Source organism: Allobosea sp. CS1GBMeth4, from assembly GCF_900185715.1.
Taxonomy (GTDB): domain Bacteria; phylum Pseudomonadota; class Alphaproteobacteria; order Rhizobiales; family Beijerinckiaceae; genus Allobosea.
The window spans coordinates 33,525-58,009 of sequence record NZ_FYAS01000026.1; the positions used below are offsets into that span (position 1 = coordinate 33,525).

At 69.5% G+C, this 24,485-nt stretch carries 21 protein-coding genes; 11 read left to right on the forward strand and 10 right to left on the reverse strand.

The genetic code is table 11. From position 1 onward, the window contains the following. Positions 1 to 56 precede the first annotated feature (56 nt). Both CS1GBM4_RS16660 and ftsY read right to left on the reverse strand, forming a co-directional pair. Positions 57 to 677: a septation protein A gene (locus CS1GBM4_RS16660; protein ID WP_186419866.1), complete on the reverse strand. Its 621-nt coding sequence runs from the start codon at positions 675 to 677 to the stop codon at positions 57 to 59. Next, complete coding sequence (ftsY, locus tag CS1GBM4_RS16665; RefSeq protein WP_186419867.1) at positions 674 to 1,861, reverse strand: signal recognition particle-docking protein FtsY; 1,188 nt, start codon at positions 1,859 to 1,861, stop codon at positions 674 to 676. Before ftsY ends, CS1GBM4_RS16660 begins: the two co-directional genes overlap by 4 nt. A 70-nt stretch (positions 1,862 to 1,931) precedes the next feature. Between ftsY and CS1GBM4_RS16670 the strand changes: the two genes are divergently transcribed. After that, positions 1,932 to 2,675 carry an RNA pseudouridine synthase gene (locus CS1GBM4_RS16670; RefSeq protein ID WP_186419868.1) on the forward strand — a complete coding sequence of 248 codons (744 nt, stop codon included), beginning with the start codon at positions 1,932 to 1,934 and terminating at the stop codon, positions 2,673 to 2,675. A 245-nt stretch (positions 2,676 to 2,920) separates the two neighbouring features. Beyond that, entirely contained in the window at positions 2,921 to 4,105 is a 1,185-nt protein-coding gene (locus tag CS1GBM4_RS16675) for a GNAT family N-acetyltransferase (protein ID WP_186419869.1), read from the forward strand. A 1-nt stretch (position 4,106) separates the two neighbouring features. Here CS1GBM4_RS16675 and CS1GBM4_RS16680 read toward each other — a convergent pair whose 3' ends face one another. The 4 genes from CS1GBM4_RS16680 to CS1GBM4_RS16695 form a co-directional block, all read right to left on the reverse strand. Beyond that, positions 4,107 to 4,409, reverse strand: coding sequence for a 4a-hydroxytetrahydrobiopterin dehydratase (locus tag CS1GBM4_RS16680; RefSeq protein ID WP_186419870.1), 303 nt, complete (start codon positions 4,407 to 4,409; stop codon positions 4,107 to 4,109). Between the two features lie 15 nt (positions 4,410 to 4,424). Further along, positions 4,425 to 5,003, reverse strand: coding sequence for an RNA 2',3'-cyclic phosphodiesterase (gene thpR / locus CS1GBM4_RS16685; RefSeq protein WP_186419871.1), 579 nt, complete (start codon positions 5,001 to 5,003; stop codon positions 4,425 to 4,427). A 122-nt stretch (positions 5,004 to 5,125) separates the two neighbouring features. Then, positions 5,126 to 6,181: an aldo/keto reductase gene (locus CS1GBM4_RS16690; RefSeq protein WP_186419872.1), complete on the reverse strand. Its 1,056-nt coding sequence runs from the start codon at positions 6,179 to 6,181 to the stop codon at positions 5,126 to 5,128. 72 nt (positions 6,182 to 6,253) lie between these two features. Further along, positions 6,254 to 6,847, reverse strand: coding sequence for an arylesterase (locus CS1GBM4_RS16695; protein ID WP_244607267.1), 594 nt, complete (start codon positions 6,845 to 6,847; stop codon positions 6,254 to 6,256). Between the two features lie 178 nt (positions 6,848 to 7,025). On the opposite strand from CS1GBM4_RS16695, the gene CS1GBM4_RS16700 reads away from it, so the two are divergent. The 3 genes from CS1GBM4_RS16700 to CS1GBM4_RS16710 all read left to right on the forward strand — a co-directional run bounded on the left by CS1GBM4_RS16700 (position 7,026) and on the right by CS1GBM4_RS16710 (position 11,328). Next, the gene (locus CS1GBM4_RS16700) at positions 7,026 to 7,736 is read left to right on the forward strand and encodes an ABC transporter ATP-binding protein (protein ID WP_186419874.1); all 711 of its coding nucleotides are present in this window, start codon (positions 7,026 to 7,028) and stop codon (positions 7,734 to 7,736) included. After that, positions 7,736 to 10,333: an FtsX-like permease family protein gene (locus CS1GBM4_RS16705; RefSeq protein WP_186419875.1), complete on the forward strand. Its 2,598-nt coding sequence runs from the start codon at positions 7,736 to 7,738 to the stop codon at positions 10,331 to 10,333. Before CS1GBM4_RS16700 ends, CS1GBM4_RS16705 begins: the two co-directional genes overlap by 1 nt. A 218-nt stretch (positions 10,334 to 10,551) precedes the next feature. Then, the gene (locus tag CS1GBM4_RS16710) at positions 10,552 to 11,328 is read left to right on the forward strand and encodes a Bax inhibitor-1/YccA family protein (RefSeq protein WP_186419876.1); all 777 of its coding nucleotides are present in this window, start codon (positions 10,552 to 10,554) and stop codon (positions 11,326 to 11,328) included. 77 nt (positions 11,329 to 11,405) lie between these two features. Here the strand turns inward: CS1GBM4_RS16710 and CS1GBM4_RS16715 are convergent, their stop codons facing one another. Next, on the reverse strand, positions 11,406 to 11,774 hold the full coding sequence (locus CS1GBM4_RS16715; protein ID WP_186419877.1) for a DUF2794 domain-containing protein: 369 nt from the start codon (positions 11,772 to 11,774) through the stop codon (positions 11,406 to 11,408). A 377-nt stretch (positions 11,775 to 12,151) separates the two neighbouring features. After that, the gene (locus CS1GBM4_RS16720) at positions 12,152 to 12,745 is read right to left on the reverse strand and encodes a peroxidase-related enzyme (RefSeq protein WP_186419888.1); all 594 of its coding nucleotides are present in this window, start codon (positions 12,743 to 12,745) and stop codon (positions 12,152 to 12,154) included. Positions 12,746 to 12,923: 178 nt separating this feature from the next. Here CS1GBM4_RS16720 and CS1GBM4_RS16725 point away from each other — a divergent pair, with 178 nt between their 5' ends. Further along, complete coding sequence (locus CS1GBM4_RS16725) at positions 12,924 to 17,768, forward strand: NAD-glutamate dehydrogenase (protein ID WP_186419878.1); 4,845 nt, start codon at positions 12,924 to 12,926, stop codon at positions 17,766 to 17,768. A 13-nt stretch (positions 17,769 to 17,781) separates the two neighbouring features. Beyond that, entirely contained in the window at positions 17,782 to 17,991 is a 210-nt protein-coding gene (locus tag CS1GBM4_RS16730) for a Trm112 family protein (RefSeq protein WP_186419879.1), read from the forward strand. 76 nt (positions 17,992 to 18,067) lie between these two features. Here CS1GBM4_RS16730 and CS1GBM4_RS16735 read toward each other — a convergent pair whose 3' ends face one another. Continuing rightward, positions 18,068 to 19,324: a ubiquinone biosynthesis hydroxylase gene (locus CS1GBM4_RS16735; protein ID WP_186419880.1), complete on the reverse strand. Its 1,257-nt coding sequence runs from the start codon at positions 19,322 to 19,324 to the stop codon at positions 18,068 to 18,070. A gap of 118 nt (positions 19,325 to 19,442) precedes the next feature. Between CS1GBM4_RS16735 and CS1GBM4_RS16740 the strand changes: the two genes are divergently transcribed. From CS1GBM4_RS16740 to CS1GBM4_RS16750, 3 genes are all read left to right on the forward strand, one after another. Then, positions 19,443 to 20,309: an acyl-CoA thioesterase II gene (locus CS1GBM4_RS16740; RefSeq protein ID WP_186419881.1), complete on the forward strand. Its 867-nt coding sequence runs from the start codon at positions 19,443 to 19,445 to the stop codon at positions 20,307 to 20,309. Between the two features lie 233 nt (positions 20,310 to 20,542). Then, positions 20,543 to 20,881, forward strand: coding sequence for a P-II family nitrogen regulator (locus CS1GBM4_RS16745; RefSeq protein WP_186419882.1), 339 nt, complete (start codon positions 20,543 to 20,545; stop codon positions 20,879 to 20,881). Between the two features lie 82 nt (positions 20,882 to 20,963). Beyond that, positions 20,964 to 22,388, forward strand: coding sequence for an ammonium transporter (locus tag CS1GBM4_RS16750; protein WP_244607268.1), 1,425 nt, complete (start codon positions 20,964 to 20,966; stop codon positions 22,386 to 22,388). A 67-nt stretch (positions 22,389 to 22,455) separates the two neighbouring features. Here the strand turns inward: CS1GBM4_RS16750 and CS1GBM4_RS16755 are convergent, their stop codons facing one another. Further along, positions 22,456 to 22,797: a hypothetical protein gene (locus CS1GBM4_RS16755; RefSeq protein ID WP_186419884.1), complete on the reverse strand. Its 342-nt coding sequence runs from the start codon at positions 22,795 to 22,797 to the stop codon at positions 22,456 to 22,458. Positions 22,798 to 22,975: 178 nt separating this feature from the next. On the opposite strand from CS1GBM4_RS16755, the gene CS1GBM4_RS16760 reads away from it, so the two are divergent. Further along, positions 22,976 to 24,485: DNA translocase FtsK 4TM domain-containing protein (locus tag CS1GBM4_RS16760; protein WP_186419885.1), on the forward strand; the 1,510-nt coding region annotated here is incomplete at its 3' end.

Below are 24,485 nucleotides of genomic sequence, written 5' to 3' on the forward strand. Positions count from 1 at the left end.
CGTCTGTCATTCCGGGGCGCCGCATAGCGAGGACCCGGAATGACAATGCGGAAGCTTTACTCCGCCTCCTCGCGCTTGAGCTCGTGCTTGAGGATCAGCGGCGTCTGCGCGAGCGCGAAGATCATGGTCAGCGGCATCACGCCCCAGACCTTGAAGGCGACCCAGAAATCCTGGCTCTGCGTGCGCCAGACCAGCTCGTTCAGCGCGGCGAGGACGAAGAAGAACACCCCCCAGCGCAGGGTCAGCTTGCGCCAGCCCACGCGGTCGAGCTGCAGCACGCTGTCGAGCACGAGCGCCAGCAGCGAGCGGCCGAACAGCAGGCCGCCGAGCAGCACGCAGCCGAACAGCGTGTTCACGATCGTCGGCTTGACCTTGATGAAGAAGGCATCGTCGAGCGCCAGCGTCAGCCCGCCGAAGACGGTCACCACCACGGCATTGACGATCGCCATGCGCGGCAGGTGGTTCATCACGATCTTCGAGAGCACCAGCGCGATCAGCGAGGCCGCGATGAAGATGCCGGTGGCGACGAAGATACGCCGGTCCTCGGCGATGCCGAACCAGCGGTCGCCATAGGAGTTGGCGAAGAAGAACACCGCCAGCGGCCCGAATTCGAGCGCCAGCTTGACGAGCGGATTGATCGGCTTCGCTTCCGTCGTGCTCGCCGCCGTCCGGCTCATGCCGCTTCTCCCAATCCTGCCACGGCGCGGGCGAAATCCCGGGCCGAGAACGGCTCCAGATCGTCGACGCTCTCGCCGACGCCGATGAAATGCACGGGCAGGCCGAACTGCGCCGCGAGCGCGACCAGGATGCCGCCCCGCGCCGTGCCGTCGAGCTTGGTCATCACCAGGCCGCTGACCCCGGCGGTCTCGCGGAAGGCCTCGACCTGGCTGATCGCGTTCTGGCCGACCGTCGCGTCGAGGACGAGCAGGGCCGCATGCGGAGCCTCCGCATCCAGCTTGCGGATCACCCGCACCACCTTGGCCAGCTCGTCCATCAGCCCTGTCTTGTTCTGCAGCCGTCCGGCCGTGTCGATCAGCAGCACGTCGGTGCCGTGGGCCTTGGCGCGCTGCAACGCCTCAAAGGCGAGTCCCGCCGAATCCGCGCCCTGCTGGCCGGAGACGACTTCCGCGCCGGTGCGCTCGCCCCAGACCTTGAGCTGTTCGATCGCGGCGGCACGGAAAGTGTCGCCCGCCGCCAGCATCACCGATTTGCCCTCGGCCCGGAGCTTCGCCGCGAGCTTGCCGATCGTCGTCGTCTTGCCCGAGCCGTTGACCCCGACCATCAGGATCACGAACGGCTTCCTGGTGGCGTCGATCGCAAGCGGCGTCGCGACCGGCGTCAGGATCGCCTCGACCTCGCGCGCCAGGATCGCCTTCACCTCCTCCGGTTCGATCTGCTTGTCGTAGCGCCCCTCGCCCACCGCTCTGGCGATCCGCGCCGAGGTCGCGAGGCCGAGATCGGCCTGGATCAGGATGTCCTCCAGGTCCTCCAGCGTCGCGGCATCGAGCTTGCGCTTGGTGAACAGGTCGCCGATGCCGGTCGTCAGCGCCGACGAGGTGCGCGACAGGCCGTCGCGCAGCCGGCGCCACCAGCTGCGCCTGGGCTGCACCGGTTCCGGCGCCGGTACCGCGGAAGCGATCGGCAGGGGCGCGTCTTCGCCGAGCAGGATCTCGGGCGCCAGCGGCGCCTCCGGCTCGGCCGCGGGCACGACGTCCGCCGGCTCGGCCACGGCCTCGGACGGCGGCTCGGGCAAGGGAGCGGACAAGGGAGCGGGTGCCGGTTCCGCAGGCCGCGTCTCGGGCTGGTCCAGTCCGAACAGCTTCGAGAAGAAGCCGCGTTTCTTCGGTTCGGTCTCGCTCATCGCTCGTCCTGCCGCTGCGAGCGGCGAGCTTCGGGTTGCGTCGCGTTGAAGTCTTATTTAGCGCAATGCCATGACGACGCCCGAGCGACCAGCCCTTTCGCAGGACGATCTGCCCTTCGCGCTGCTGCACCGCGACGCGATGATGCTGGTCATCGACAAGCCGGCCGGACTTCCCGTGCATCGCGGCCCGGCGGCGAAAGGCCGCAGCATGCCGGTGCTGACCGATTATCTCGACGCCCTCCGCTTCGGCCTGCCGCGCCGTCCGGAGGCGGCGCACCGGCTGGACAAGGACACGTCGGGTTGCCTGGTGCTCGGCCGCCATCCGCGCGCCACGGCACAGCTCAACCAGCTCTTCCGCGACGGCCGGATCGGCAAGACCTATTGGGCGATCGTCGAGGGCGAGCCCGGCGACGACGCCGGCCTGATCGATCTGCCCCTGGCGCGGCGCTCGCCCGAGCGCGGCTGGTGGATGAAGGCCGATCCTGCCGGCCTGCCCTCCCGGACGCGCTACCGTGTCCTCGGACGCGGCCGGTTCGACGGTGCGCCGATCGCCTGGCTCGCGCTCGAGCCGTTGACCGGACGCACGCACCAGTTGCGTGTGCACTGCGCCGCCACCTTCGGACCGATCCGCGGCGACGAGATCTATGGCGATGCGCCCCGCGACGCCGGCCCGGGGCTGCATCTGCACGCCGCAATCGTCTCGATTCCGCTCAATCCGAAGCGTGAGCCGCTCGAAATCACGGCTCCGCCGCCGATTCGGATGCACGCCGCCCTGGCGGCCTGCGGCTGGCGCGCAGCCGATAAGCTTTCCTAAACCCTAACGCGGTCGTCACCCGCGACAAGGCCTCGTCAACCATTCTCTAAGACGCGCCTGCTATCCCCGGTTGCAGACGCTGCGGGGACCATCATGCTGGACGAGGCAACAGGACTGCCGGAGGCGCGCGCTGCGCTCCTGACCTTGGCGCAAGCGCGCGCCGACATCGTCGCCGCTCCGGGAGCCGGCGAGGCGCCCGCCGCGCGGCCGGGCAGCGTCGGCCGTTTCCACCTTCGGGATTGAGCATGCTCGCCAGGCCGATGCACCGGAATCCGGAGGGATGGTCCGCGCCTGAAAGCCGGGCGGATCGAGGCTCTTCGGTCGAGATCCTGACCGGCCGCGACGCCTTCCTGGCGCTGAAACCGGAATGGGACGCCCTCTTCGCCCGTGCCGGGCAGCCGCACCAGCTCTTCCAGCGCCATGCCTTCCTCCGGCATTGGTGCGACCATTATCTCACCCATGGCGATCGGATCTGCCTCGTCGTCGGGCGCGAGGCCGGGCGCCTGGTCATGCTGTGGCCTCTGGAACGGCGGCGCCGCCTCGGCCTCGAGGTGGTGCGCCTGATGGGTGCGCCGGTCGCGCAATACGGCGATGTCCTCGTCGAGGACGGGCCGCGGCGCGAGCGCTGGCTCGAGCGCGGCTGGGGCGCTCTGCGTCGGCGCGGTGTCGATCTGGTCGATCTGCGTCTGGTCCGTGCCGATGCGGCGCTCGGCCACTGCGGCCTGCTCGCGCTCGCGGCTCCGGTGCGGCGACAGGAGGCGCCCTTCGCCGATCTGGCGCTGCGTGTCGCGCCCGACGGGCCGAGCGTCGCCTACTCCGCCCGCGACCGGTCCGGCTATCGCCGCCGCCTGCGCCGGCTCGCCGCGCGCGGCGACATCACCTTTTCCTCCGTCGCGCCGGGGCCGGAGGCACGCGCCCTGGCCGAGCAGGCCATCGCGATGAGGTGCGCATCGCTCGGCCAGAACGGCACCGTCCCCGCAGTGGTGTCTGATCAGCGCTTCGGCCGCTTCCTCGCGGCGCTCGCCGCCGACCGGAGCAGCGAGACCGGCCTGCGCATCTCCGTCGTCGGCTGCAACGGCTCGCCGATCGGGATCGACCTGTCCTTCGACTGCAACGGCCGCAGCTTCCGCCATGTCGCCGCCTGCAGCGCGGGCTTCGAGCGCGAAGGCGTCGGCCGCGTCCTCCTCCATCATGCCTTCGCCAGCGCAAGGGCGCGCGGCAGCACGGTCTTCGATCTTCTGGCGCCGTCCGACGCTTCCAAGCGCGAGCACGCCGACGGGGCCGTGCCGGTGCACGACTTCACGGTGCCGCTGAGCTGGCGTGGCCAGCTCGCCTGTGACTTCGCGCTGCCGCATCTTCGCCCGACGCTGAAGGCGGTCGCCAAGCGCCTGCCGCCCGGCTGGGTCCGGCGCTTTGCAGGCCCGGCCTAGCCTAGTTCGCCATCGCGTCCATGGCGCGCGCCAGCCTGACATCGAGCTCGGTCAGCCCGCCCGCATCATGCGTCGACAGCGTCACCTCGACGGTCTTGTAGACGTTCGACCATTCCGGATGATGATCGAGCTTCTCCGCGAGCAGCGCCACCCGGCTCATCCAGCCGAACGCCTCGTTGAAGTCATGGAAGACGAAGCGCTTGCTCATCGCCTCCCGGCCGTCGACCAGCGTCCAGCCCGTCAGGATCGACAACGCCTCCTGGCGCGCTTCCGGGCTGAGGCGCTTCGGCCGGTCATGTCCCATCTCGTCCCTCCTCCGTCACCTGCGCTGCGAAATCGCGCCGCCCGGCCGATTCGGATAGGACAGGCCGAGCGGATAGGCCGCCTCGAGCACATAGGGCCCGCCACCGATCGAATCGCGCGACGACATCAGCGCGAAGCGCCGTGCCGTGAAGCTGATCGGCCTGACGATCGGATGCAGGGCGAGATAATGCGCGACGTCGGCCGGCGAGGCGTCGCGCAGGCGCGCCAGCGTCACATGCGGCGTGAACTTGCGCGATTCCGGCGGCAAGCCGAGCCGCCGCATCAGGCGCTCCAGCTCGGCCTGCAAGTCGTTGAGCTTCTGCGAGGGCTGGACCCGCGCGAACACCGCGCGCGGCCGGTCGCCGCCGAAGCTGCCGAGCTGGTCGAGCGTGATCGTCAGCGGCTCGCCGCCGACATCGTGGAGCACGCTGTCGACGTCATGGGCCGTGCGCCGGTCGACATCGCCGAGGAAGCGCAGCGTGACGTGATAATCGGCGGGTTCGATCCAGCGGGCTCCGACCAATCCGCCGCGATGCAGCGTCAGGCTCGAGGCGACCTCGGCGGGAATCTCCAGGGCGGTGAACAGCCGGGGCATGGCGAATCAGTGCCTGGCATTTGTGACTCTGGCGAGACGGCAACCTCGCACCATGCGCCGCGGTTCACAAGCCGGCCTGGCCGCCGTCATGCTCGGGCGGAGACCGGAACACGACGGAGCGGTCACGGGCAGGGATTGCCGAACCGCTGGTGGATCGCGTCGATCCGCGCCTCGAGCTCGGGCGGAATCCCGACCGCGGCCGAGCCGATCGCCGTCCTGAGCTGCGCCATGCTGGTCGCCCCGATGATGTTGGAGGTGACGAAGCAGCGCGAGGTCACGAAGGCCAGCGCCATCTGGACGGGATCGAGCCCGGCCTCGCGGGCGAGCGCGATGTAGGCCTTGATCGCCTCCTCCGCACCCGGGGTCTGGTAGCGCTGACCGCGGTCGAACAGCGTCGTGCGCGCCCCCGCCGGACGCGCGCCGTCGAGGTACTTGCCGGAGAGATAGCCCTGGGCGAGCGGCGAATAGGCCAGGAGCCCGACCTGCTCGCGCATCGCGATCTCGGCCAGCGCCGTCTCGAAGGTCCGGTTCAGCAGGTTGTAGGCGTTCTGGATCGACTGCACGCGCGGCCGGTCGGTCCCTTTCGCCTCGGCGAGAAAGCTCATCGTGCCCCAGGCGCTTTCGTTCGACAGGCCGAGATGGCGGATCTTGCCGGCCTTGACCATCGCGGCGAAGGCGTCGAGCTGCTCTGCGATCGGCGTCTCGTCCTCGGCCTGGGTGAACGCCGCCTGGTTGAAGCGCGTCGGGTTCGAGCCCCACGCCATCGGCCGGTCGGGGAAATGGATCTGGTAGAGGTCGATATAGTCGGTCTGCAGCCGCTTCAGGCTCTTGTCGACGGCCTCCTCGATCTGCCTGCGGTTGACGCGGGTCGGGCCCTTGTCGTCGCGGAACCAGTCATTGGCCGAGCGGCCGATCACCTTGGAGGCGAGGATCACCTTGTCGCGATTGCCGCGCGCCTTGAACCAGCTCCCGATGATCCGCTCGGTCGAGCCCTGCGTCTCCGGCTTGGGCGGGATCGAATAGAGCTCGGCCGTGTCGAAGAAGGTCACGCCCTGGTCGAGCGCATAGTCCATCTGCTCATGGCCCTCGGCTTCCGTGTTCTGCTGGCCCCAGGTCATCGTGCCCAGGCAGATCGCCGAGACCTGGAGGTCGGTGCGGCCGAGACGGCGATATTCCATGACGAAAGGCTCCGATGGCGGGCGCCGGTGGCGCGCCGCGCACGACAAGATGGCGACGGGACGCGCCCTTGCTCAGGAGCGCGGGCGCAGGGAGGCGAGGAACCGCTCCACCGTCGGCAGGATGCGCTGCGCGATGACGCGCACGCCTTCAGCCGTCGGATGCAGCATGTCGGGCTGGTTCAATACCCGGTCCCCGGCGATCCCGTCCAGAAAGAAGGGATAGAGGATCAGCCCGTGCGTCTCGGCGAGCCTGGGATAGATCGCATCGAAACGCGCGACGTAATCGGGGCCGTTGCTGCGCGGCGCATAGATTCCGGCGAGCAGGACCGGGATGCCGCGCGCTTTCAGCCTGGTCACGATCGCGTCGAGCGACTTTTCCGTCAGCGCCGGGTCGACGCCCCGCAAGGCGTCGTTGGCGCCGAGCTCGAGGATGACGCCGTCGGTTCCGTCGGGCACCGACCAGTCGAGCCGTTCGAGCCCGCCTTGCGAAGTGTCCCCGGAGACGCCGGCATTGACGATCTCAACGGAAATTCCCTTGGCGCGCAGCATCGTCTCGAGAACCGACGGGAAGGCGGCGCTGCCGGGAAGGTTGTAGCCGGCCGTCAGGCTGTCGCCGAGCGCGACCAGCTTGACGGTCCCGGTCTGGGCGAAGCTCGAACTGTTCATGGCAAGGGAACCCAGGCTGGCCAGGACGAGCAGCAGCATCGCCCAAATCCGCGGCGACGGCTGGATTCGCGGAGGCAAGCGCCCATATCGGGTGGCGGCGCGACGCATGGCGGTTCTGATCCCTTCGGCTCGGAGCGGAAGTCGAAGCGGCGGCATCGGATGGGATGAAAGCGGAAACATGGCGGCGAGCGAGGCAACCCCGGCGATCGAACTCAGCGATGTCGACCTCAGTCTGGGGCGCGGCGCCGCCCGCGTCCATATCCTGAAAGGCGTCTCGCTGGCGATCCCGCAAGGACAGGCCACCGGCCTGGTCGGCCCGTCCGGATCCGGAAAGTCGACCCTGCTGATGACCATGGCCGGGCTGGAGCGGCCCGATTCCGGGCTTGTGAAGGTCGCGGGCCAGGATCTCAGCGTGCTCGGCGAGGATGCGCTCGCCGTCTTCCGCGGCCGCCATATCGGCATCGTCTTCCAGTCCTTCCATCTCGTGCCGACCATGACGGCGCGCGAGAACGTCGCATTGCCGCTGGAGCTGGCGGGCATGGAGGACGCCTTCGAGCGCGCCGCGGCCGAATTGCGCAATGTCGGCCTCGGCGAACGCATGGACCACTACCCGGCCCAGCTTTCCGGCGGCGAGCAGCAGCGCGTCGCCATCGCCCGCGCCGTCGCGCCCGATCCGGCGATCCTCGTCGCCGACGAGCCGACCGGCAATCTCGACGAGAGTACCGGCCGCTCCATCGTCGACCTGATCTTCGCGCTCCGGCGCGAGCGCGGCGCGACGCTCGTGCTCGTCACCCATGATCTGTCGCTCGCGGCGAGTTGCGACCGCACCGTACGTCTGCGCGCCGGCCGCATCGAGACCGAAGCCGGCACCGAGGCGCTGGCGATCTGATGCACGCCCCCGTCAGACCGTCGCCGGCTCCTTCCTCCGCTCCGGCGCGCCGCTCCGCCGGCCTGAAGCTGGCCCTGCGCCTCGCCTGGCGCGACCTGCGCGGCGGCCTGCGCGGCTTCGGCGTCTTCATCGCCTGCCTCGCGCTCGGCGTCATGGCGATCGCCGCCGTCTCCTCGGCCTCGCGCGGCCTCAGCGAAGGCCTCGGCCGCGAAGGCCGGCGCATCCTCGGCGGCGATGCCGCCTTCAGCCTGATTCATCGCGAGCCGACCGCCGGCGAGCACGCCTTCCTCGCCCGCCATGGCCGCGTCTCGACCATCGCGACCCTGCGCAGCATGGCCAATGCGGGCGAGAAGGGCGCGGCCCTGGTCGAGCTCAAGGCGGTCGACGGCGCCTATCCGAGCATCGGCGAATTGCGCACCGATCCGGCGACCCCGAGCGCCGATCTGCTCGCGCCGCGCGACGGCACCTATGGCGGCATCGCCGACCCCGTCCTGTTCGGCCGGCTCGACCTCAAGCCCGGCGACACCGTGCTGATCGGCTCGGCGCGCATCCAGCTGCGTGCCAGCCTGGTCTCCGAGCCGGACAAGATCGCGGCCGGCGTCGGCTTCGGCCCCCGCCTGATCGTCTCGCAGGAAGCGCTGCGCGCTTCGGGCCTGCTCCAGCCGGGCAGTCTGGTGCGCTGGACCGCCCGCGTCATCCTGCCGGCCGGCGACAATTCCGACGCCGCCCTCGACCGCCTGCTGGCCGATGCCGCGCGCGAGCAGCCCGATGCCGGCTGGGAGATCCGGTCGCGCGCCAATGCCGCTCCGAACTTCCAGCGCAATATCGAGCGCTTCACCCAGTTCCTGACCCTGGTCGGACTGACGGCTCTCCTGGTCGGCGGCGTCGGCGTCGCCAATGCGGTCCGCCGCTTCGTCGAGGCCAAGCGGCTCGATTTCGCCACGCTCAAGGCGATCGGCGCGACCGGCGGCCGCGTCGTCGCCATCCACCTCGCCGAGGTGATGCTCGTCGCCGGCTTCGGCATCGCGATCGGACTCGCGCTCGGCGCGGCGGCGCCCTTCGCGCTGGGCTATGCGCTGGCCGACATCCTGCCGCTGCCCTTCGAGCCGACGCTCGCCCCGGCCGAGCTCGCCATCGCCGCCCTTTACGGCCTGCTGACGGCACTGGTCTTCGCCATTCTTCCGCTCGGCCGCGCCCATGACGTGCCGGTCTCGGCCCTGTTCCGCGATCAGGTCGAGCCCGACCGGCGCCGGCCGCGCTGGATCTATCTCGCGCTTTTCCTCGCCGCGCTCGCCGGCCTGGTCGGCGTCGCGCTCGTCTTCGCCTACGACCGCCGCATCGCGCTGATCTACATCGCCGCCGCCACCGGCGTCTTCCTGCTGCTCCGCCTCGTCGCCTGGGGGGTGATGGCGCTGGCGCGCCGCGCCGGACGCCCGCGCCGGCCGGCGCTGCGCATGGCGCTCGCCAACAGCTACCGGCCCGGCGCCCTGACGCCTTCGCTGGTGCTCTCGCTCGGGCTCGGCGTCGCTCTGCTCTCGACTCTCGCCTTCATCGACGTCAGCCTCAGGCGGCAATTGACCCAGTCGCTGCCGCAGAAGGCGCCGAGCTTCTTCTTCCTCGACATTCCCAACGCCCAGGCCGCCGCCTTCGACGGCTTCCTCGCCGAACGGCGCCCGGGCGCACATGTCGAGCGCGTGCCGATGATGCGCGGGCGCATCGTCAGCCTGAACGGCGTGCCGGCCGAGCAGGTCAAGGCGAGCGAGCAGATGGCCTGGGTGCTCGAAGGCGACCGCGGCATCACCTACGCCCGGACCATGCCGGAGGGTTCCCGGCTCGCCTCCGGCGAATGGTGGCCGGAGAACTATCGCGGCGAGCCCCTGGTCTCCTTCGACGCCCGCGCGATCGAGGGTCTCGGGCTCAAGCTCGGCGACCGTCTCAGCGTCAACGTGCTCGGCCGCACCATCACCGCGCGCATCGCCAATTTCCGCGACATCGAATGGCGCTCGCTCGGCATCAACTTCGTCATGGTGTTCTCGCCCAACACCTTCGCAGGCGCACCTCACACCAATCTCGCCACCGTGACCGACGCCGGCGCCACGCCCGCGACCGGCGACGCCGCCCTGATGCGCCAGCTCGCCATCGCCTTCCCGGCGGTGACCGCGGTCCGGGTCAAGGACGCGCTGGACGCGGTCAACGGCATCGTCGGCCAGCTCGCCGGCGCGATTCGCGGCGCCTCCAGCCTCGCCATCGCCGCGAGCCTGCTGGTTCTGGCCGGCGCGCTCGCTGCCGGCCAGAGGGCGCGGCTCTATGACGCGATGATCCTGAAGACCCTCGGCGCGACCCGGCGCTTCATACTTTCGTCGTACATCCTCGAATACGCAGGCATCGGCGTCGTTTCGGCCCTGTTCGGACTTCTGGCAGGTGCCGCGGCGGGCTGGGGTGTCGTCACGCAAGTGATGAAGATAGATTTCGTTCCCGATCCGACGGGCGCTATTGTCGTTGCGACTGCGGCGGTCGTGGTCACCGTCGTGTTCGGGTTGATCGGGACGCTACAAATACTGTCGAAAGCGCCCGCTTCTCATCTGAGGAATTTATGAGTTCTGAGTCGTCGCAGCGCATCATAAACATGGACAGTTGGTAATGTTGCATCCACTGTCCGGCGAATTTCTATGCCGGCGGCAGCGCTAACCATGCTGACCCCTTGTAAGGCCGCGCGATCCACCTCATATTTCACGCTGTCGCGACGATGGTGCGCGACGGCGGGCGGCGCGATGCGCGCTGCCGGCCAGGCATAGTTTCAAGGGGAATTCTCTCCATGAGCGATTTCGACCGCAACGCTCAGGTCTGGGGTGCCGGCCGCGCACAGCAGACCAGCGCCGTCGAGCTGGACCAGGGCCTGCGCTCGTTCATGCTCGGCGTCTACAACAACATGACGATCGGCCTGGCCATCACCGGCCTGTTCGCCATCGGCATCTCCATGCTGGCGATCGCCGGCTACTCGCCCACGGGCAAGGTCACCGCGCTGACGCCGCTCGGCCAGGCGCTGTATCTCAGCCCGCTGAAATGGGTGGTGATGCTGGCGCCGCTCGCCTTCATCTTCTTCTTCTCGTTCCGGGCCGAGCAGATGAGCTCGTCTTCGGCGCGCGCCATGTTCTTCGCCTTCGCGGCGGTGATGGGCGTCTCGCTGTCGTCGATCTTCGTCGTCTTCACCAGCGAATCGATCGCGCGGGTGTTCTTCATCACCGCGGCGACCTTCGGCGGCCTCAGCCTCTACGGCTACACCACGAAGAAGTCGCTCTCGGGCCTGGGCTCCTTCCTGATCATGGGCCTGATCGGTTTGATCCTGGCGTCGGTCGTCAACATCTTCCTCGCCTCGAGCGCGCTCGGCTTCGCGGTCTCGGTGATCGGCGTCCTGATCTTCGCCGGCCTGACCGCCTGGGACACGCAGCGCCTGAAGGAGATGTACCTGTATTCGGGCCTCGACGCGGAGAGCGCCGCGAAGCTCTCGGTGAACGGCGCGCTGTCGCTCTACCTCGACTTCGTCAACATGTTCCAGCTGCTGCTCTCGCTCTTCGGCAATCGCCAGGAGTGACCGGGCCGACAGCCTGAAGACACGAAGCCCCGGCCTGCGGCCGGGGCTTTGCTTTGGGCAGAGTCCCGCTGGGCGGCTCAGCTCACCACGCTCAGCCGCTTGTCGAGCACGCGCAGCACGCGGCCGAGCTCGGCGCCGCGCTTCAGCACCAGCCCGGTCGCCGTCACCACCGAATAGGCGCCCTGGCGCCGCGCCAGCGACGGATCCTTGACGATCCGGTAGAGCGGCACCTCGGCCGCCCGCCGGAAGACCGAGAACTGTGCCTTGTCGCGCAGGAAATCGATGGCGTAGTCCCGCCACTCGCCGGCCGCGACCATGCGGCCATAGAGATTGAACAGCTCGTTCAGCTCACGCCGGTCGAAGGTGACGGAAGAGGGCGCGGCGGCAGCGGGGAAGGCGACGACCGCGCCCGCTCGCTGCGCTGGCGGAGTTTCGCTTTCGCTCATGGCGCCTCCTGTCCGATGTTGGCCGGCGCGCCTCCCATCCGGCCGTTCCGCCTGGAATGGTCGGAATTCGCCGGCGCGGCGCCCCCGGGCCCCTTATCCGGCAAGGAATGATGCGCCTGGCTCCCGCCGCTGGCAAGACGGCCCGGCCACCTTCCTACCGCTCGGCCGGCGGCGGTCCAATTGCCACGATTTCGCCGCGCTTGCGCCAAGCGACCGCCCCGTTGCGGCGTTCAACTCCGATTCGTTGCCTAGACGGCCCGGCCTGTCCGGCTCCGGACACGTCAGCCCCCCAGCCCCTCCGGCGCTGCGGCGGGCCGGGCCAACCAGTCCAGGCTAACTCACGGCTGGCGGTCTCCGCCGGCCGTTTTCTTTGGCGGCTACCGGGACGCCCCGTGGTACTCGGCATTGGGCCGCATATCGACCGCCGAGGCGAGCCGGTTCGACATGTTGAAGAAGGCCGCGACCGCGCCGATGTCCCAGATGTCGCGCTCGCCGAACCCCACCTTGCGCAGGGCTTCGCGATCCTCCTCCTCGATCCGGTGCGGCGTCTCGGTCAGCTTCACCGCGAAATCGAGCATGGCGCGGTGCCGCGGCGAGAGTTGCGCGGCGCGATAGTTCATCACCAGCATCTCGCCGAGCACGGGGTCCCCGGACAGCTGCCGCACCGCCTGTCCATGCGCGGTGAGGCAGTAATAGCAGCGGTTCACGCTCGAGACGGCGACGGCGATCATCTCGCGCTCCAGCTTCGACAGGCCGGAGGGCGCCAGCATCAGGTCGTTGTAGAGGGTGGCGAAGGCCGTGAGCTTGGCATCGTCATGCGCGTAGGCCAGCAGCACGTTCGGCACATAGCCGAGCTTCTCCTCGCATTTGGCGAAATAGGCCTGCATCTCCCCGGACAGTTCGGCCGGCGCCAGCGCGAGCGCCATGACGGCAGGCGGAGCATCCTGCTTCGCCGGTGCTTCGCCCACCATCGCTTTGTCATGCTTGGTCGTCATCTCTGCACTCCTCGCGCTGATATGCGCGCGGATCGGGCAGATCCTGCCGCTTCCGCGCCATATTGGTGCAATCTGTCTGCCGCGATGCGACGAAAGTTGCGGCGGCAGATGAGCTATGTCATCGCTTCGGCAAAATAGCAGGGGGAAGGCGATTATGGCCAAGCGGGAAGCGAATGCCACGGCTGCGGCCGTCACCGCGATCGAGGTGGCGGCCCGCGAGCTCGGCTCCGCGATGCCTGTCGAATTCCCCAAGCTGCTCTATGGCCGCACCGTCGCCGAGGATCTCGTCGCGCTGCCGCCGGATCTGCTGGCCCGCGCCGCCGAAGCGGCCTACGCCCATCTGAGCGGCCGACGCAAGCCCGGCGAACCCAATCTGCGCTTCCGGGACGAAGCGGTGGCGGAAGGCGAGCGCGAGCGCCAGATCACCATCCTCGAGGTCGTCAACGACAACAAGCCCTTCCTGCTCGATTCGACCCTGGCCGAGCTGGCCGAGCAGGGTTACGAGCCGCGCCTGGTCGCTCACCCCATCCTCGCCGTGATGCGCAAGGAGGACGGTGCCTTCGCCTCGCTCGCGGGCGAGGCCGCGGCCCGCGCGGTCGAAGGCACCCGCCGGGAGAGCCTGATCCATATCCATCTCGACCGGATCGACACGCCCGAAGCGCGCGAGCGGCTCGCCGCCGGCCTCGCCCGCGTCTATGTCGATGTCGGCCTCGCCGTCGACGACTGGGCGGCGATGCGCGGCCGCATCACCGAGGTGATCCAGTCCTATCGCGCCAACCCGCCGCCGCTGCCGGAGGACGAGGTCGCCGAGGCGCTGAACTTCCTCGAATGGATCGCCAGCGACAATTTCACCCTGCTCGGCGTCCGCGCCTACCGCTTCGCGGGTGGCGACACCGCGGCCGACCCGGTCGATTCCTCCGGCCTCGGCATCCTGCGCGACCCGCATGTCCGGGTTCTGCGCAAGAATCGCGAGCTCGTGGTGATGACGCCGGAGATCCGCGCCTTCCTGGCCAAGCCCCAGGCGCTGATCATCACCAAGGCCAACGTCAAGAGCCGGGTCCACCGCCGCGTCCATCTCGACTATGTCGGGGTCAAGCTCTTCACCGCCGACGGCCGGCTCGACGGCGAGCTGCGCATTGTCGGCCTGCTCACCTCCAATGCCTATACCGGCAGCGCCCGCGCCATTCCCTATCTGCGGCTCAAGGTCGCGCGCGTGCTGAAGAGCACCGGCTTCGACCCGTCGAGCTATTCCGGCCGCGCCCTCTACAACGTGCTCGACGCCTTCCCGCGCGACGAGCTCTTCCAGATCGATGTCGAGACGCTGGAACGCTTCGCCCTCGACATCATGCAGCTGACCGAGCGGCCACGCATCCGCGCCCTCGCCCGCGCCGACGAGTTCGACCGCTTCGTCTCGGCGCTCATCTTCATCCCGAAGGACCGCTACGACACCACGGTGCGCCGTCGCGTCGGCGAGTTCCTCGCCCGCATCTACCAGGGCCGCGTCTCCGCCGCCTATCCGGCTTATCCGGAGGGCCCGCTCGCCCGCACGCACTACATCATCGGCCGCGACGAGGGCCGCACGCCCAAGATCGACCGCAAGGCGCTCGAAGCCGGCATCGCGTCGATCGTCCGCACCTGGGGCGACGGGCTCAAGGATGCGCTCGACGGGCAGAAGGCCGGCCCCGCCGCGCGCGCCCTCGCCGAGCGCTACGCCGAAGCCTTCGGCGCCGCCTATCGCGAGCGCTATTCGGCCGAGGACGCGCTGATCGACATCGAGGTGCTGCAGAAGCTCTCGGACGACCGGCCGCGCGCAGTCGATCTCTATCGCCGCGAGGGCGACGGCGCGGTTCGCGCCAACCTCAAGCTGTTCTCGCGCGACATCGCGATCTCGCTCTCCGAGCGCGTGCCGATGCTGGAGAACATGGGCTTCCGCGTCGTCAACGAGCGCACCTTCAACATCGCGCCGCAGCAGAGCGCCGAGGCCGGCGGAGAAGCCCGCGTCTGGCTGCACGACATGACGCTCGAGCGCGCCGGCGGCGGCGAGATCGACATCGAGAAGCTCGATCCCACGGTCGAGGCGGCGCTGATGGCGCAGTTCCGCGGCCTGACCGAATCCGACCGCTTCGACCAGCTCGTCCTCGCCGCCGGCCTCGCCTGGCGCGAGGCGGCGCTGCTGCGCGCGCTCGGCCGCTATCTGCGTCAGGTCGGCGCTCCCTATGCGCAGGACTACATCGCCGATGCGCTGACGCGGCATGCCGGCATCGCCACCGGCCTGGTCGAGCTCTTCGTCGCCAAATTCGATCCGCGCCTGCCCGAGGCGGAACGGGCCGGGCGCGTCAAGGCCGAGCGCGAGCGGATCGAAGCGGCGCTCGCCGACGTCACCAGCCTCGACGAGGACCGGATCCTGCGCCGCTTCGTCAACCTGATCGACGCCGCTCTGCGGACCAATTTCTTCCAGATCGGCGAGGACGGACATCCGCGCGGCACGATCTCGTTCAAATTCGCCTCCAGCCGCGTCGACGGCATGCCGCTGCCGCACCCGCTCTACGAGATCTTCGTCTATTCGCCGCGGGTCGAGGGCGTCCATCTGCGCTTCGGCAAGGTCGCGCGCGGCGGCCTGCGCTGGTCGGACCGGCCGCAGGATTTCCGCACCGAGGTGCTCGGCCTGGTCAAGGCGCAGCAGGTCAAGAACGCCGTCATCGTGCCGGTCGGCGCCAAGGGCGGCTTCGTGCCCAAGCGCCTGCCGCCGGCGAGCGACCGCCAGGCCTGGCTCGCCGAAGGCACCGAGAGCTACCGCATCTTCGTGCGCACCCTGCTGGAGCTGACCGACAATCTCGACGGCGAGACGGTGGTGCCGCCGCCGGACACGGTCCGGCATGACGGCGACGACCCCTATCTCGTCGTCGCCGCCGACAAGGGCACCGCGACCTTCTCCGACACCGCCAATGCGCTCTCGGCCGAGAAGCACCACTGGCTCGGCGACGCCTTCGCCTCCGGCGGCTCGCAGGGCTATGACCACAAGGGCATGGGCATCACCGCCCGCGGCGCCTGGGAGGCGGTGAAGCGGCATTTCCGCGAGATGGACGTCGACATCCAGACCACGCCCTTCACCGTCGCCGGGGTCGGCGACATGTCGGGCGACGTCTTCGGCAACGGCATGCTGCTCTCGCCGGCGATCAGGCTGGTCGCTGCCTTCGACCATCGCGACATCTTCCTCGATCCCGATCCCGACCCGGCCAGGAGCCTGCTCGAGCGCCAGCGCATGTTCGCCCTGCCGCGCTCCTCCTGGGCCGATTACGACAAGTCGCTGATCTCGCAAGGCGGCGGCGTGTTCTCGCGCCAGGCCAAGAGCATCCCGCTCTCGGCAGAGATCCGGCAGGTGCTCGGCTTCGACAAGGCCGAGGTCACGCCGGCCGAGCTGATGACGGCGATTCTGAAGGCCCCGGTCGACCTGCTCTGGTTCGGCGGCATCGGCACCTATATCCGTGCCAGCGACGAGACCGACGCCCAGGTCGGCGACCGCGCCAACGATGCGATCCGCGTCAGCGGCGCCGATCTCCGCGCCCGCGTGGTCGGCGAGGGCGCCAATCTCGGTTGCACCCAGCGTGGCCGCATCGAGGCGGCCCGGCGCGGCGTGCGCCTCAATACCGACGCCATCGACAACTCCGCCGGCGTCAACACCTCTGACGTCGAGGTCAACATCAAGATCGCGCTCGCCGGTCCGGTCCGCGACGGCCGCCTGCCCGAGGAGAAGCGCAACGCGCTCCTCGCCGAGATGACCGACGAGGTCGGCCTGCTCGTCCTGCGCAACAACTATCTGCAGACGCTGGCTCTCTCCCTGACCGAGGCGCAGGGCGTCCAGGCGACGCCGCATCTGCGCCGCCTGATGGTGCAGCTCGAGAACGAGGGTCGCCTCGATCGCGGCGTCGAATATCTGCCGCCCGATGCGGTCCTGATCGAGCGCGAGAAGCGCGGCGAGGGCCTGACGCGGCCGGAGCTGGCCGTGCTGCTCGCCTATGCCAAGCTCGCCCTGCACGACGCGCTGCTCGAATCCTCCGTGCCGGACGACCCCTACCTGCGCAGCGAGCTCGTCCGCTATTTCCCGCAGCCGCTGCGCGAGCGCTATGGCGACGAGATCGCCGGGCACAAGCTGCGCCGCGAGATCGTCGCCACCCAGCTCGCTAACGCCATCATCAACCGGGGCGGTCCTGCCATCGTCGCCATGCTGGCCGACCAGACCCGCGCCGACGCCCCGGCGATCGCGGCCGCCTATGCCGTCGCCCGCGATTCCTTCGATCTGATCGCGCTGAACGGCGCCATCGACGCGCTCGACGCCAAGCTGCCGGGCAGGACTCAGATCGGCCTCTACGCCGCCGCGCAGGAACTTGTCGTCGACCGGATGCGCTGGTTCCTGCGCCGCGGCGTCGCCGAGCCCGGCGCGATCGAGCAGACCGTGGCCCATTATGCCTCGGGCGTCGCGACGCTCGAGGCCGCGCTCGCCGAGCTACTGCCGGACATCGCCGCCCAGGCCCGCGCGGCCCGGATCGCCGCGCTCGCGGCGGAAGGCGTGCCGGACGCATTGGCGGCGCGCGTCGCCAGCCTGCCCTGGCTGGCCGAGGCGACCGACATCGTCGACATCGCCAGCCGGACGAAGCGCGACCTCGTCGAGGTGGCCCGGATCCATTTCGGAGCCGATTCGATCTTCGGCTTCTCGACCCTGGCCGCGGCCGCCGCTTCCGTGCCGGCGACCGACGATTACGAACGTCTGGCGCGCCAGCGCGCGGTCGAGACCCTCACCGACGCCCATGCGAGCCTGACCCAGGAGATCGCAACCGGGAAATCCGGAGCCGATGCGGTGAAGGGCTGGCTCGACGAACGTGGCGCCGAGGCCGAGCGCACCCGCGCCACCGTCTCGGCCATTGCCATGTCGGGCCTGTCCCTGCCAAAGCTCATGGTCGCCGCCGGCATGCTGGCCGATCTGCCGCACCGCCGGGGTTGAGGAGGACTCTGCGATGAAGCCCGACCAGGAGGATGCGGCACCGGCCGCGACGCGGATCGACCCGAAGCTGCTGGAGATCCTCGTCTGCCCGGTGAGCAAGGCGACGCTCGAATATGATGCCGCCCGCCAGGAACTGATCAGCCGCGCGGCGAAGCTCGCCTATCCGATCCGCGACGGCATCCCGATCATGCTGCCGGAGGAAGCGCGGCCACTGGACGGGTAGGGCCTGGCATCGCGCATCCTGCCGGTCCGACTCGGTATGACCCACCGGGTTCAGGGACGCCGCGGCGAGTAGTACCTCAGAGCATCTCGCCCTTCAGCAGCCGCGGCGTCGGGCCGGCCAGCCCGGCGGCCTCGCGGATGAAGAAGCGCTTCAGCCCCGGCATGCGCTCGACCAGGCCGAGGCCGAGATCGCGCGCCAGCCGCAGCGGCGTCGAATCGTTCGAGAACAGCCGGTTGAGCCCATCGGTGACGACGCCCATGGCGAGCGTATCGAAACGCCGTCCCGTCTCGTAGCCTTCCAGCACGTCCGGGCCGCCGACGTCGAGGCCGAGCCGGGCGGCGTCGACGATGACTTCGGCCAGGGCCGCGACATCCTTCAGCCCGAGATTGAGCCCTTGGCCGGCGATCGGATGGACGACATGGGCGGCGTCGCCGAGCAGGGCCAGCCGGTCCGCGACGAAGCGGCGCGCCATGCCGAAGGAGAGGGGATAGGCGCCGGGGCGGCTCTCCAGCGCGATCTCGCCGAGTTCGAGGCCGAAGCGGCGCTCGATCTCGAGCAGCAGGTCGCTCTCGTCGAGCGCCAGCAGCGCCGGAACGTTCGCGCTCCGCTCGGTCCAGACGATCGAGGAGCGGTGGCCGAGCTTGCCGCCGTCCGGCAGCGGCAGGATTGCGAAGGGGCCGGAAGGCAGGAAATGCTCGATCGCCCGCCCTTCATGCGGCCGTTCATGGCCGATCGTCGCGACGATTCCCGATTGCGGATAGGACCAGCCGACCCAGCCGATCCCGGCCTGCTCGCGCAACTTGGAACGCGCCCCGTCGGCGGCGACGAGCAGCGCCGCATCGAGGCTCCCGCCATCGGAGAAGGTTACCGCGATCACGCCGCCACCCTCCTCCATGGCGCCGGAGCTGACGCCCGCTGTCCGCAGCGCGACGCCGTTGGCCCGCGCGACCTGGAGCAGCGCCGCCGTGAGGGCGGCGTTCTCGACCATGTGCGCGAAGGGCTGTCCGGGCTCGACCTCGCCGTCGAAGGTCAGGAAGACCGGCCGCACCACGTCGGGGGTCCGGCTGTCCGTGATGATCATCTCGGTCATCGGCGTCGACGCCGCCTCGGCCAGGCGCCAGACCCCGAGCGCCTCCAGCATGTTGCGGGCGGCGGCGGCGACCGCGTAGGCGCGGCTGTCGGCGCGCGGCGGTCCGGCCAGCGCCGGATCGGCGACCACGACGCCGAAACCCTCGCCCAGCGCCTGCTTCAGCGCGACCGCGAGCGTCAACCCGGCGATGCCGCCGCCGGCGATGACGATGCGCCGGCTCGCTGGTTCGGAACTCTGCGCCATGGCCTTCCCCGTATCGCCTCGCTTGACGCGGCAAGGCCGCTCGGCGCTGATGCAACCGTGCCGTCTTGCCTTCCGCCGAACCGCGCCGCAAGCCCCGCAGCGAGCCAGCCCCAAGCCGATGACCCGCGCCGCCGACACCCTGCTCTCGATCTTCGACCTCGAAGCGCTCGGAAACAACCGGTTCCGCGGTCGCAGCCCCGACAATGGCTGGACGCGGGTCTTCGGCGGGCAGGTGATCGGCCAGGCGCTCTATGCCGCCTGCCGGACGGTCGAGGACCGGCAGCCGCACTCGCTCCATGCCTATTTCCTGCTGCCGGGGGACCCGCAGCTTCCGATCCTCTACGAGGTCGAGCGCCTGCGCGACGGCGGCTCGTTCTCGACGCGGCGCGTGCTCGCGCTGCAGAGGGAGGCGGCGATCTTCGCCATGTCCGCTTCGTTCCAGATCGCCGAGCCCGGCTACGACCACCAGATGCCGATGCCCGCCGTGCCCATGCCGGAGGAGCTTCCGGGCCGCGACGGCATGGAGCGCGACGTGCTTCCTCACATGCCCGAAACCGTGCGCGCCTATTACCGGCGCGAGCGGCCCATCGAGATCCGGCCGGTCGAGATCAGTCGCTACGCTGTCGACGGTCCGCGCGAGCCGAAGTTCAACGTCTGGGTCCGGGCTTCTCAGACCCTGCCCGACGAGCCGGCCCTGCGCCGGAGCGTCCTCGCCTATGCCTCCGACCTGCTGCTGCTCGATTCCAGCCTGATCGCGCATGGCACCAGCGTCTTCGACCGGCGCATCCAGGGCGCCAGCCTCGACCATGCGCTCTGGTTCCACCGGCCTTTCCGGGCCGACGAGTGGCTGCTCTACGCGCAGGACAGCCCCTCCGCCTCCGGTGCCCGCGGCTTTTCGCGCGGCCTCGTCTTCGACCGGCGGGGGCAACTCGTCGCCTCGGTGGCGCAGGAAGGCCTGATCCGGCCGCGGCCCGACCGGGCCTGAGCCGACAGGGAGCCTAGTTTAGCGACATTTGCCGATATTTTGGGCATAGATCGGCCGGTGGCGCCCGCCGATCATGGCGAAATCACGGCATTGCCCGCCGGCGCGCCACATCTCCCGGTTGGCACGCCGCTTGATAGGCCGACCGCGACGCGCCTGGCTCGAAAGGGCGCGAGAGGCGCAACGATGCCGTCGGGACCGTGGTCGGGCGGCGCAAAAGCGGGGGTAACCCAGCCATGAAGATCGTGATGGCTATCATCAAGCCGTTCAAGCTGGAGGAGGTGCGCGACGGGCTCACGGCCATCGGCGTGCACGGGCTGACCGTCACCGAGGTGAAGGGCTATGGCCGGCAGAAAGGTCATACCGAGATCTACCGCGGCGCCGAATACGCCGTGAGCTTCCTGCCGAAGATCAAAATCGAGGTCGCCGTCACCGACGAACTCGTCCCGAAGGTGATCGAGGCCATCACCGTTGCCGCCCGCACCGGCCAGATCGGCGACGGCAAGATCTTCGTCTCGTCGATCGAGAAGGCCGTGCGCATCCGCACCGGCGAGACCGACGGCGACGCCCTCTGATCCCGACCTTTTGTCCAGGAGTTACACGATGACTTTCAAGACCCTTAACCGGGCCGGGCTGGTCGGGCTGGCGCTTGCCGCCATGGCCGGCGCCGCGCTGGCGCAGGCCCCGGCGACGCCCCCCGCCCCCGTGCCCAACAAGGGCGACGTCGCCTTCATGATGAGCTCGACGATCCTCGTGCTCCTGATGACGGTGCCGGGCCTCGCGCTGTTCTATGGCGGCCTGGTTCGCACCAAGAACATGCTGTCGGTGCTGACCCAAGTCTTCGCCATCGTCAGCATCGTCTGCCTGATGTGGGTCGTCTTCGGCTATTCGCTCGCCTTCACCAATGGCGGCGGCCTCAACGATGTCGTCGGCGGCTTCTCCAAGGCCTTCCTCAGGGGCGTGGACGGCAATTCGACTGCCGCGACCTTCTCCAACGGCGTCGTCATCCCGGAATATGTCTACATCGCCTTCCAGATGACCTTCGCCTGCATCACGCCGGCGCTCATCGTCGGTGCCTTCGCCGAGCGCATGAAGTTCTCGGCGCTGCTGCTGTTCACCGTGCTCTGGGTCACCTTCATCTATTTCCCGATGGCCCACATGGTCTGGTACTGGGGCGGGCCCGACGCGGTCGGCAACGCCGCCAAGGCGCTGGCCGAGGCCGGCGCGGACGGCAAGGCCGCGGCCCAGACGGCGCTCGATGCGGTCAATGCCGATGCCGGCATGCTGTTCAAATGGGGCGCGCTCGACTTCGCCGGCGGCACCGTCGTGCACATCAACGCCGGCATCGCGGGCCTGGTCGGCTGCCTCCTGATCGGCAAGCGCATCGGCTTCGGCCGCGAGCTCATGGCTCCGCACTCGCTGACCATGACGCTGATCGGCGCCGCCCTGCTCTGGGTCGGCTGGTTCGGCTTCAACGCCGGCTCCAACCTCGAAGCCAACGGCACCGCCGCGCTCGCCATGATCAACACCTTCGTCGCCACGGCGGCGGCGGCGGTCGCCTGGCTGTTCGTCGAATGGGCCGTGAAGGGTAAGCCCTCCATGCTCGGCATGGTCTCGGGCGCGGTCGCCGGTCTCGTCGCCGTCACTCCGGCGGCCGGCTTCGCCGGCCCGATGGGCTCGATCGTGCTCGGCCTCGTCGCCGGCGTCGTCTGCTTCGTCTTCTGCTCGACGGTCAAGAACGCGCTCGGCTACGACGACTCGCTCGACGTCTTCGGCATCCACTGCATCGGCGGCATCATCGGTGCGCTGGCGACCGGCATCCTGGTCAACCAGGCGCTCGGCGGCGCCGGCATCCCCGATTACTCGACCAAGCCGGGCGAGCTCGTCGCCGCGACCTACGAGTTCGGCACGGCCTTCATGGCCCAGCTCAAGGCGGTGCTGTTCACGCTCGTCTTCAGCGGCGTCGGCTCGGCGATCCTCTACAAGATCGTCGACGTGATCGTCGGGCTGCGCGTCACCTCCGATCAGGAGCGCGAGGGCCTCGACATCGCCGAACACGGCGAGCGCGCCTATCACGACTGAGCGCTGCGCTCGTCTTCCACGAAACGACGCCCCGGCGGGCCACCGCCGGGGCTTTTCGTTGGGCTGCTCAATCGCGGCTTTCCGCCCGGTCGAGCACGATCTCCAAGACCTGCACCGAGTCGGGCAGCTCGATCAGGAATTCGGCATCGCGCTCGAGATGGTGGATCCTGCGCGGGTCGGGTCCGGCGAAGCGCGACATCGCCTCGACGCTCTCCCAATAGGAAATCGTCACGAACTCGCTCTCGGTCTCGCGGTCCTCGCGAAACATCTGCGCGCCGAGCGCTTTCCTGGCCAGCGGCCTGACGCCGACCTCGAGCAGATAATCGGCATAGGCGTCGGCCTTCTCCGGCACGGTTCGGCCGCGCCAGATCCGGGCGATCCGCGCGATCCTGCCATCGACTTCGAGCATCTCGTCCTCCTTCTCGCTGCTGGTCTCGCAATGCGGCGGCGGCGGCATCGTTCCGCAGAACCGCGACAGAGCGCGGCGGCAGCGCAAGGTTAAGCGGGTCTTAACCGGAGCTTCCTAACCTGCCGGTTCGACGGGGCGGCCGCGGGGCCGCCTTCCTGACGCCCGCAGACACGGCCCCATGCGCACGATCCGACGCTCCTCATCGCTGATCGACCGCCTGCCCGATCCGGTGCGCGAATTCCTGTCGCGCCGGGCCGCCGAGATCGCCGGCATGGCGATGCTGGCGGTGATGATCGCCGTCGCGGTCGCCCTCGCCACCTGGTCCGTCGACGATCCCAGCCTCAACAACGCCACGCGCGGCACCGTGCGCAACCTGCTCGGCCGTCCCGGTGCCATGGTCGCCGATCTCGCCATGCAGCTGCTCGGCCTCGGCGTCGTCGCGCTGCTGCTGCCGCCACTGCTCTGGGCGCTCAGGCTGATCCGCTTCCACCTCTTCGACCGCAGCGCGCTCAAGCTCGTCCTCTGGGTCGTCGGCATCGTCTCGACCGCCGCCGTGGCGAGCGCCCTGCCGGCGACGCCGCGCTGGCCGCTTCCCACCGGCATGGGTGGCGTGATCGGCGACGCGCTGCTGCACGGCACCCGCAACATCGTCGGCCTGTCCGGCACCGCGCTCGGCGGCCTTGTCGCCTTCGTCTTCGCCGGCATCGCCATTCTCTCCGTCACGGCCGCCGCCGGCTTCGGCTTCGTCACCGACGAGGATCCCGAGCCCGACCATGACGACGACGCCTTCGCGGACGGCGAGGAGCGCCGCGACGACGAGCCGGGCTTCTCGGTGATCCTGATCGGCTGGATCGCCCATGGCGCCATGGCGCTGAAATCCGCGATCCTGCGCCGCCTGCCGCGGCCGCCGCAGCCGGCCTCCGCCGGCGCCAGCGCGATGCCCGTTCCGGCCCAGGCCGGGCGGATCCGCCGCGAGCCGAACTTCACCGGCGATCCGGAGCCCTACAGGGCCCCCGTGGTCGCCCCCGAGCTCGCGCGCGCAGCCACCAGGCCGGGACCCGCCGCCCGCCCTGCCGATGACGACGATGACGAGCCCTTCGAGGCGCAGGACCTGCGCGACCTCAACGCGCCGCGCGTCGCGCAGCCGGTGCGGGCGCCCAAGCCGGGCAAGCGCCTGTCGCGCGAGGCGCAGCCCTCGCTGCTCGACCGCGACGGCTTCGAATTGCCGCCGCTGACCTATCTGGCCGAGCCGAAGAAGATCCCCGCGAATGCCGTCTCCACCGACGCGCTGGAGCAGAACGCCACCTTGCTGGAAGGCGTGCTGGAGGATTTCGGCGTGCGGGGCGAGATCAGCCAGGTTCGTCCCGGCCCGGTGGTGACGCTGTACGAGCTGGAGCCTGCGCCCGGGACGAAGTCGTCGCGTGTGATTTCGCTGGCGGACGACATAGCGCGCTCGATGAGCGCGGTGTCGGCGCGCGTTGCGGTGGTGCAGGGCAAGAACGCGATCGGCATCGAATTGCCGAACGCCAAGCGCGAGACGGTGTATCTGCGCGAATTGCTCGCCAGCCATGATTTCGAGGCGACCAAGCACAGGCTGGCGCTGTGCCTGGGCAAGACGATCGGCGGCGAGCCGGTGATCGCGGATCTGGCGCGGATGCCGCATCTGCTGGTGGCGGGCACGACCGGCT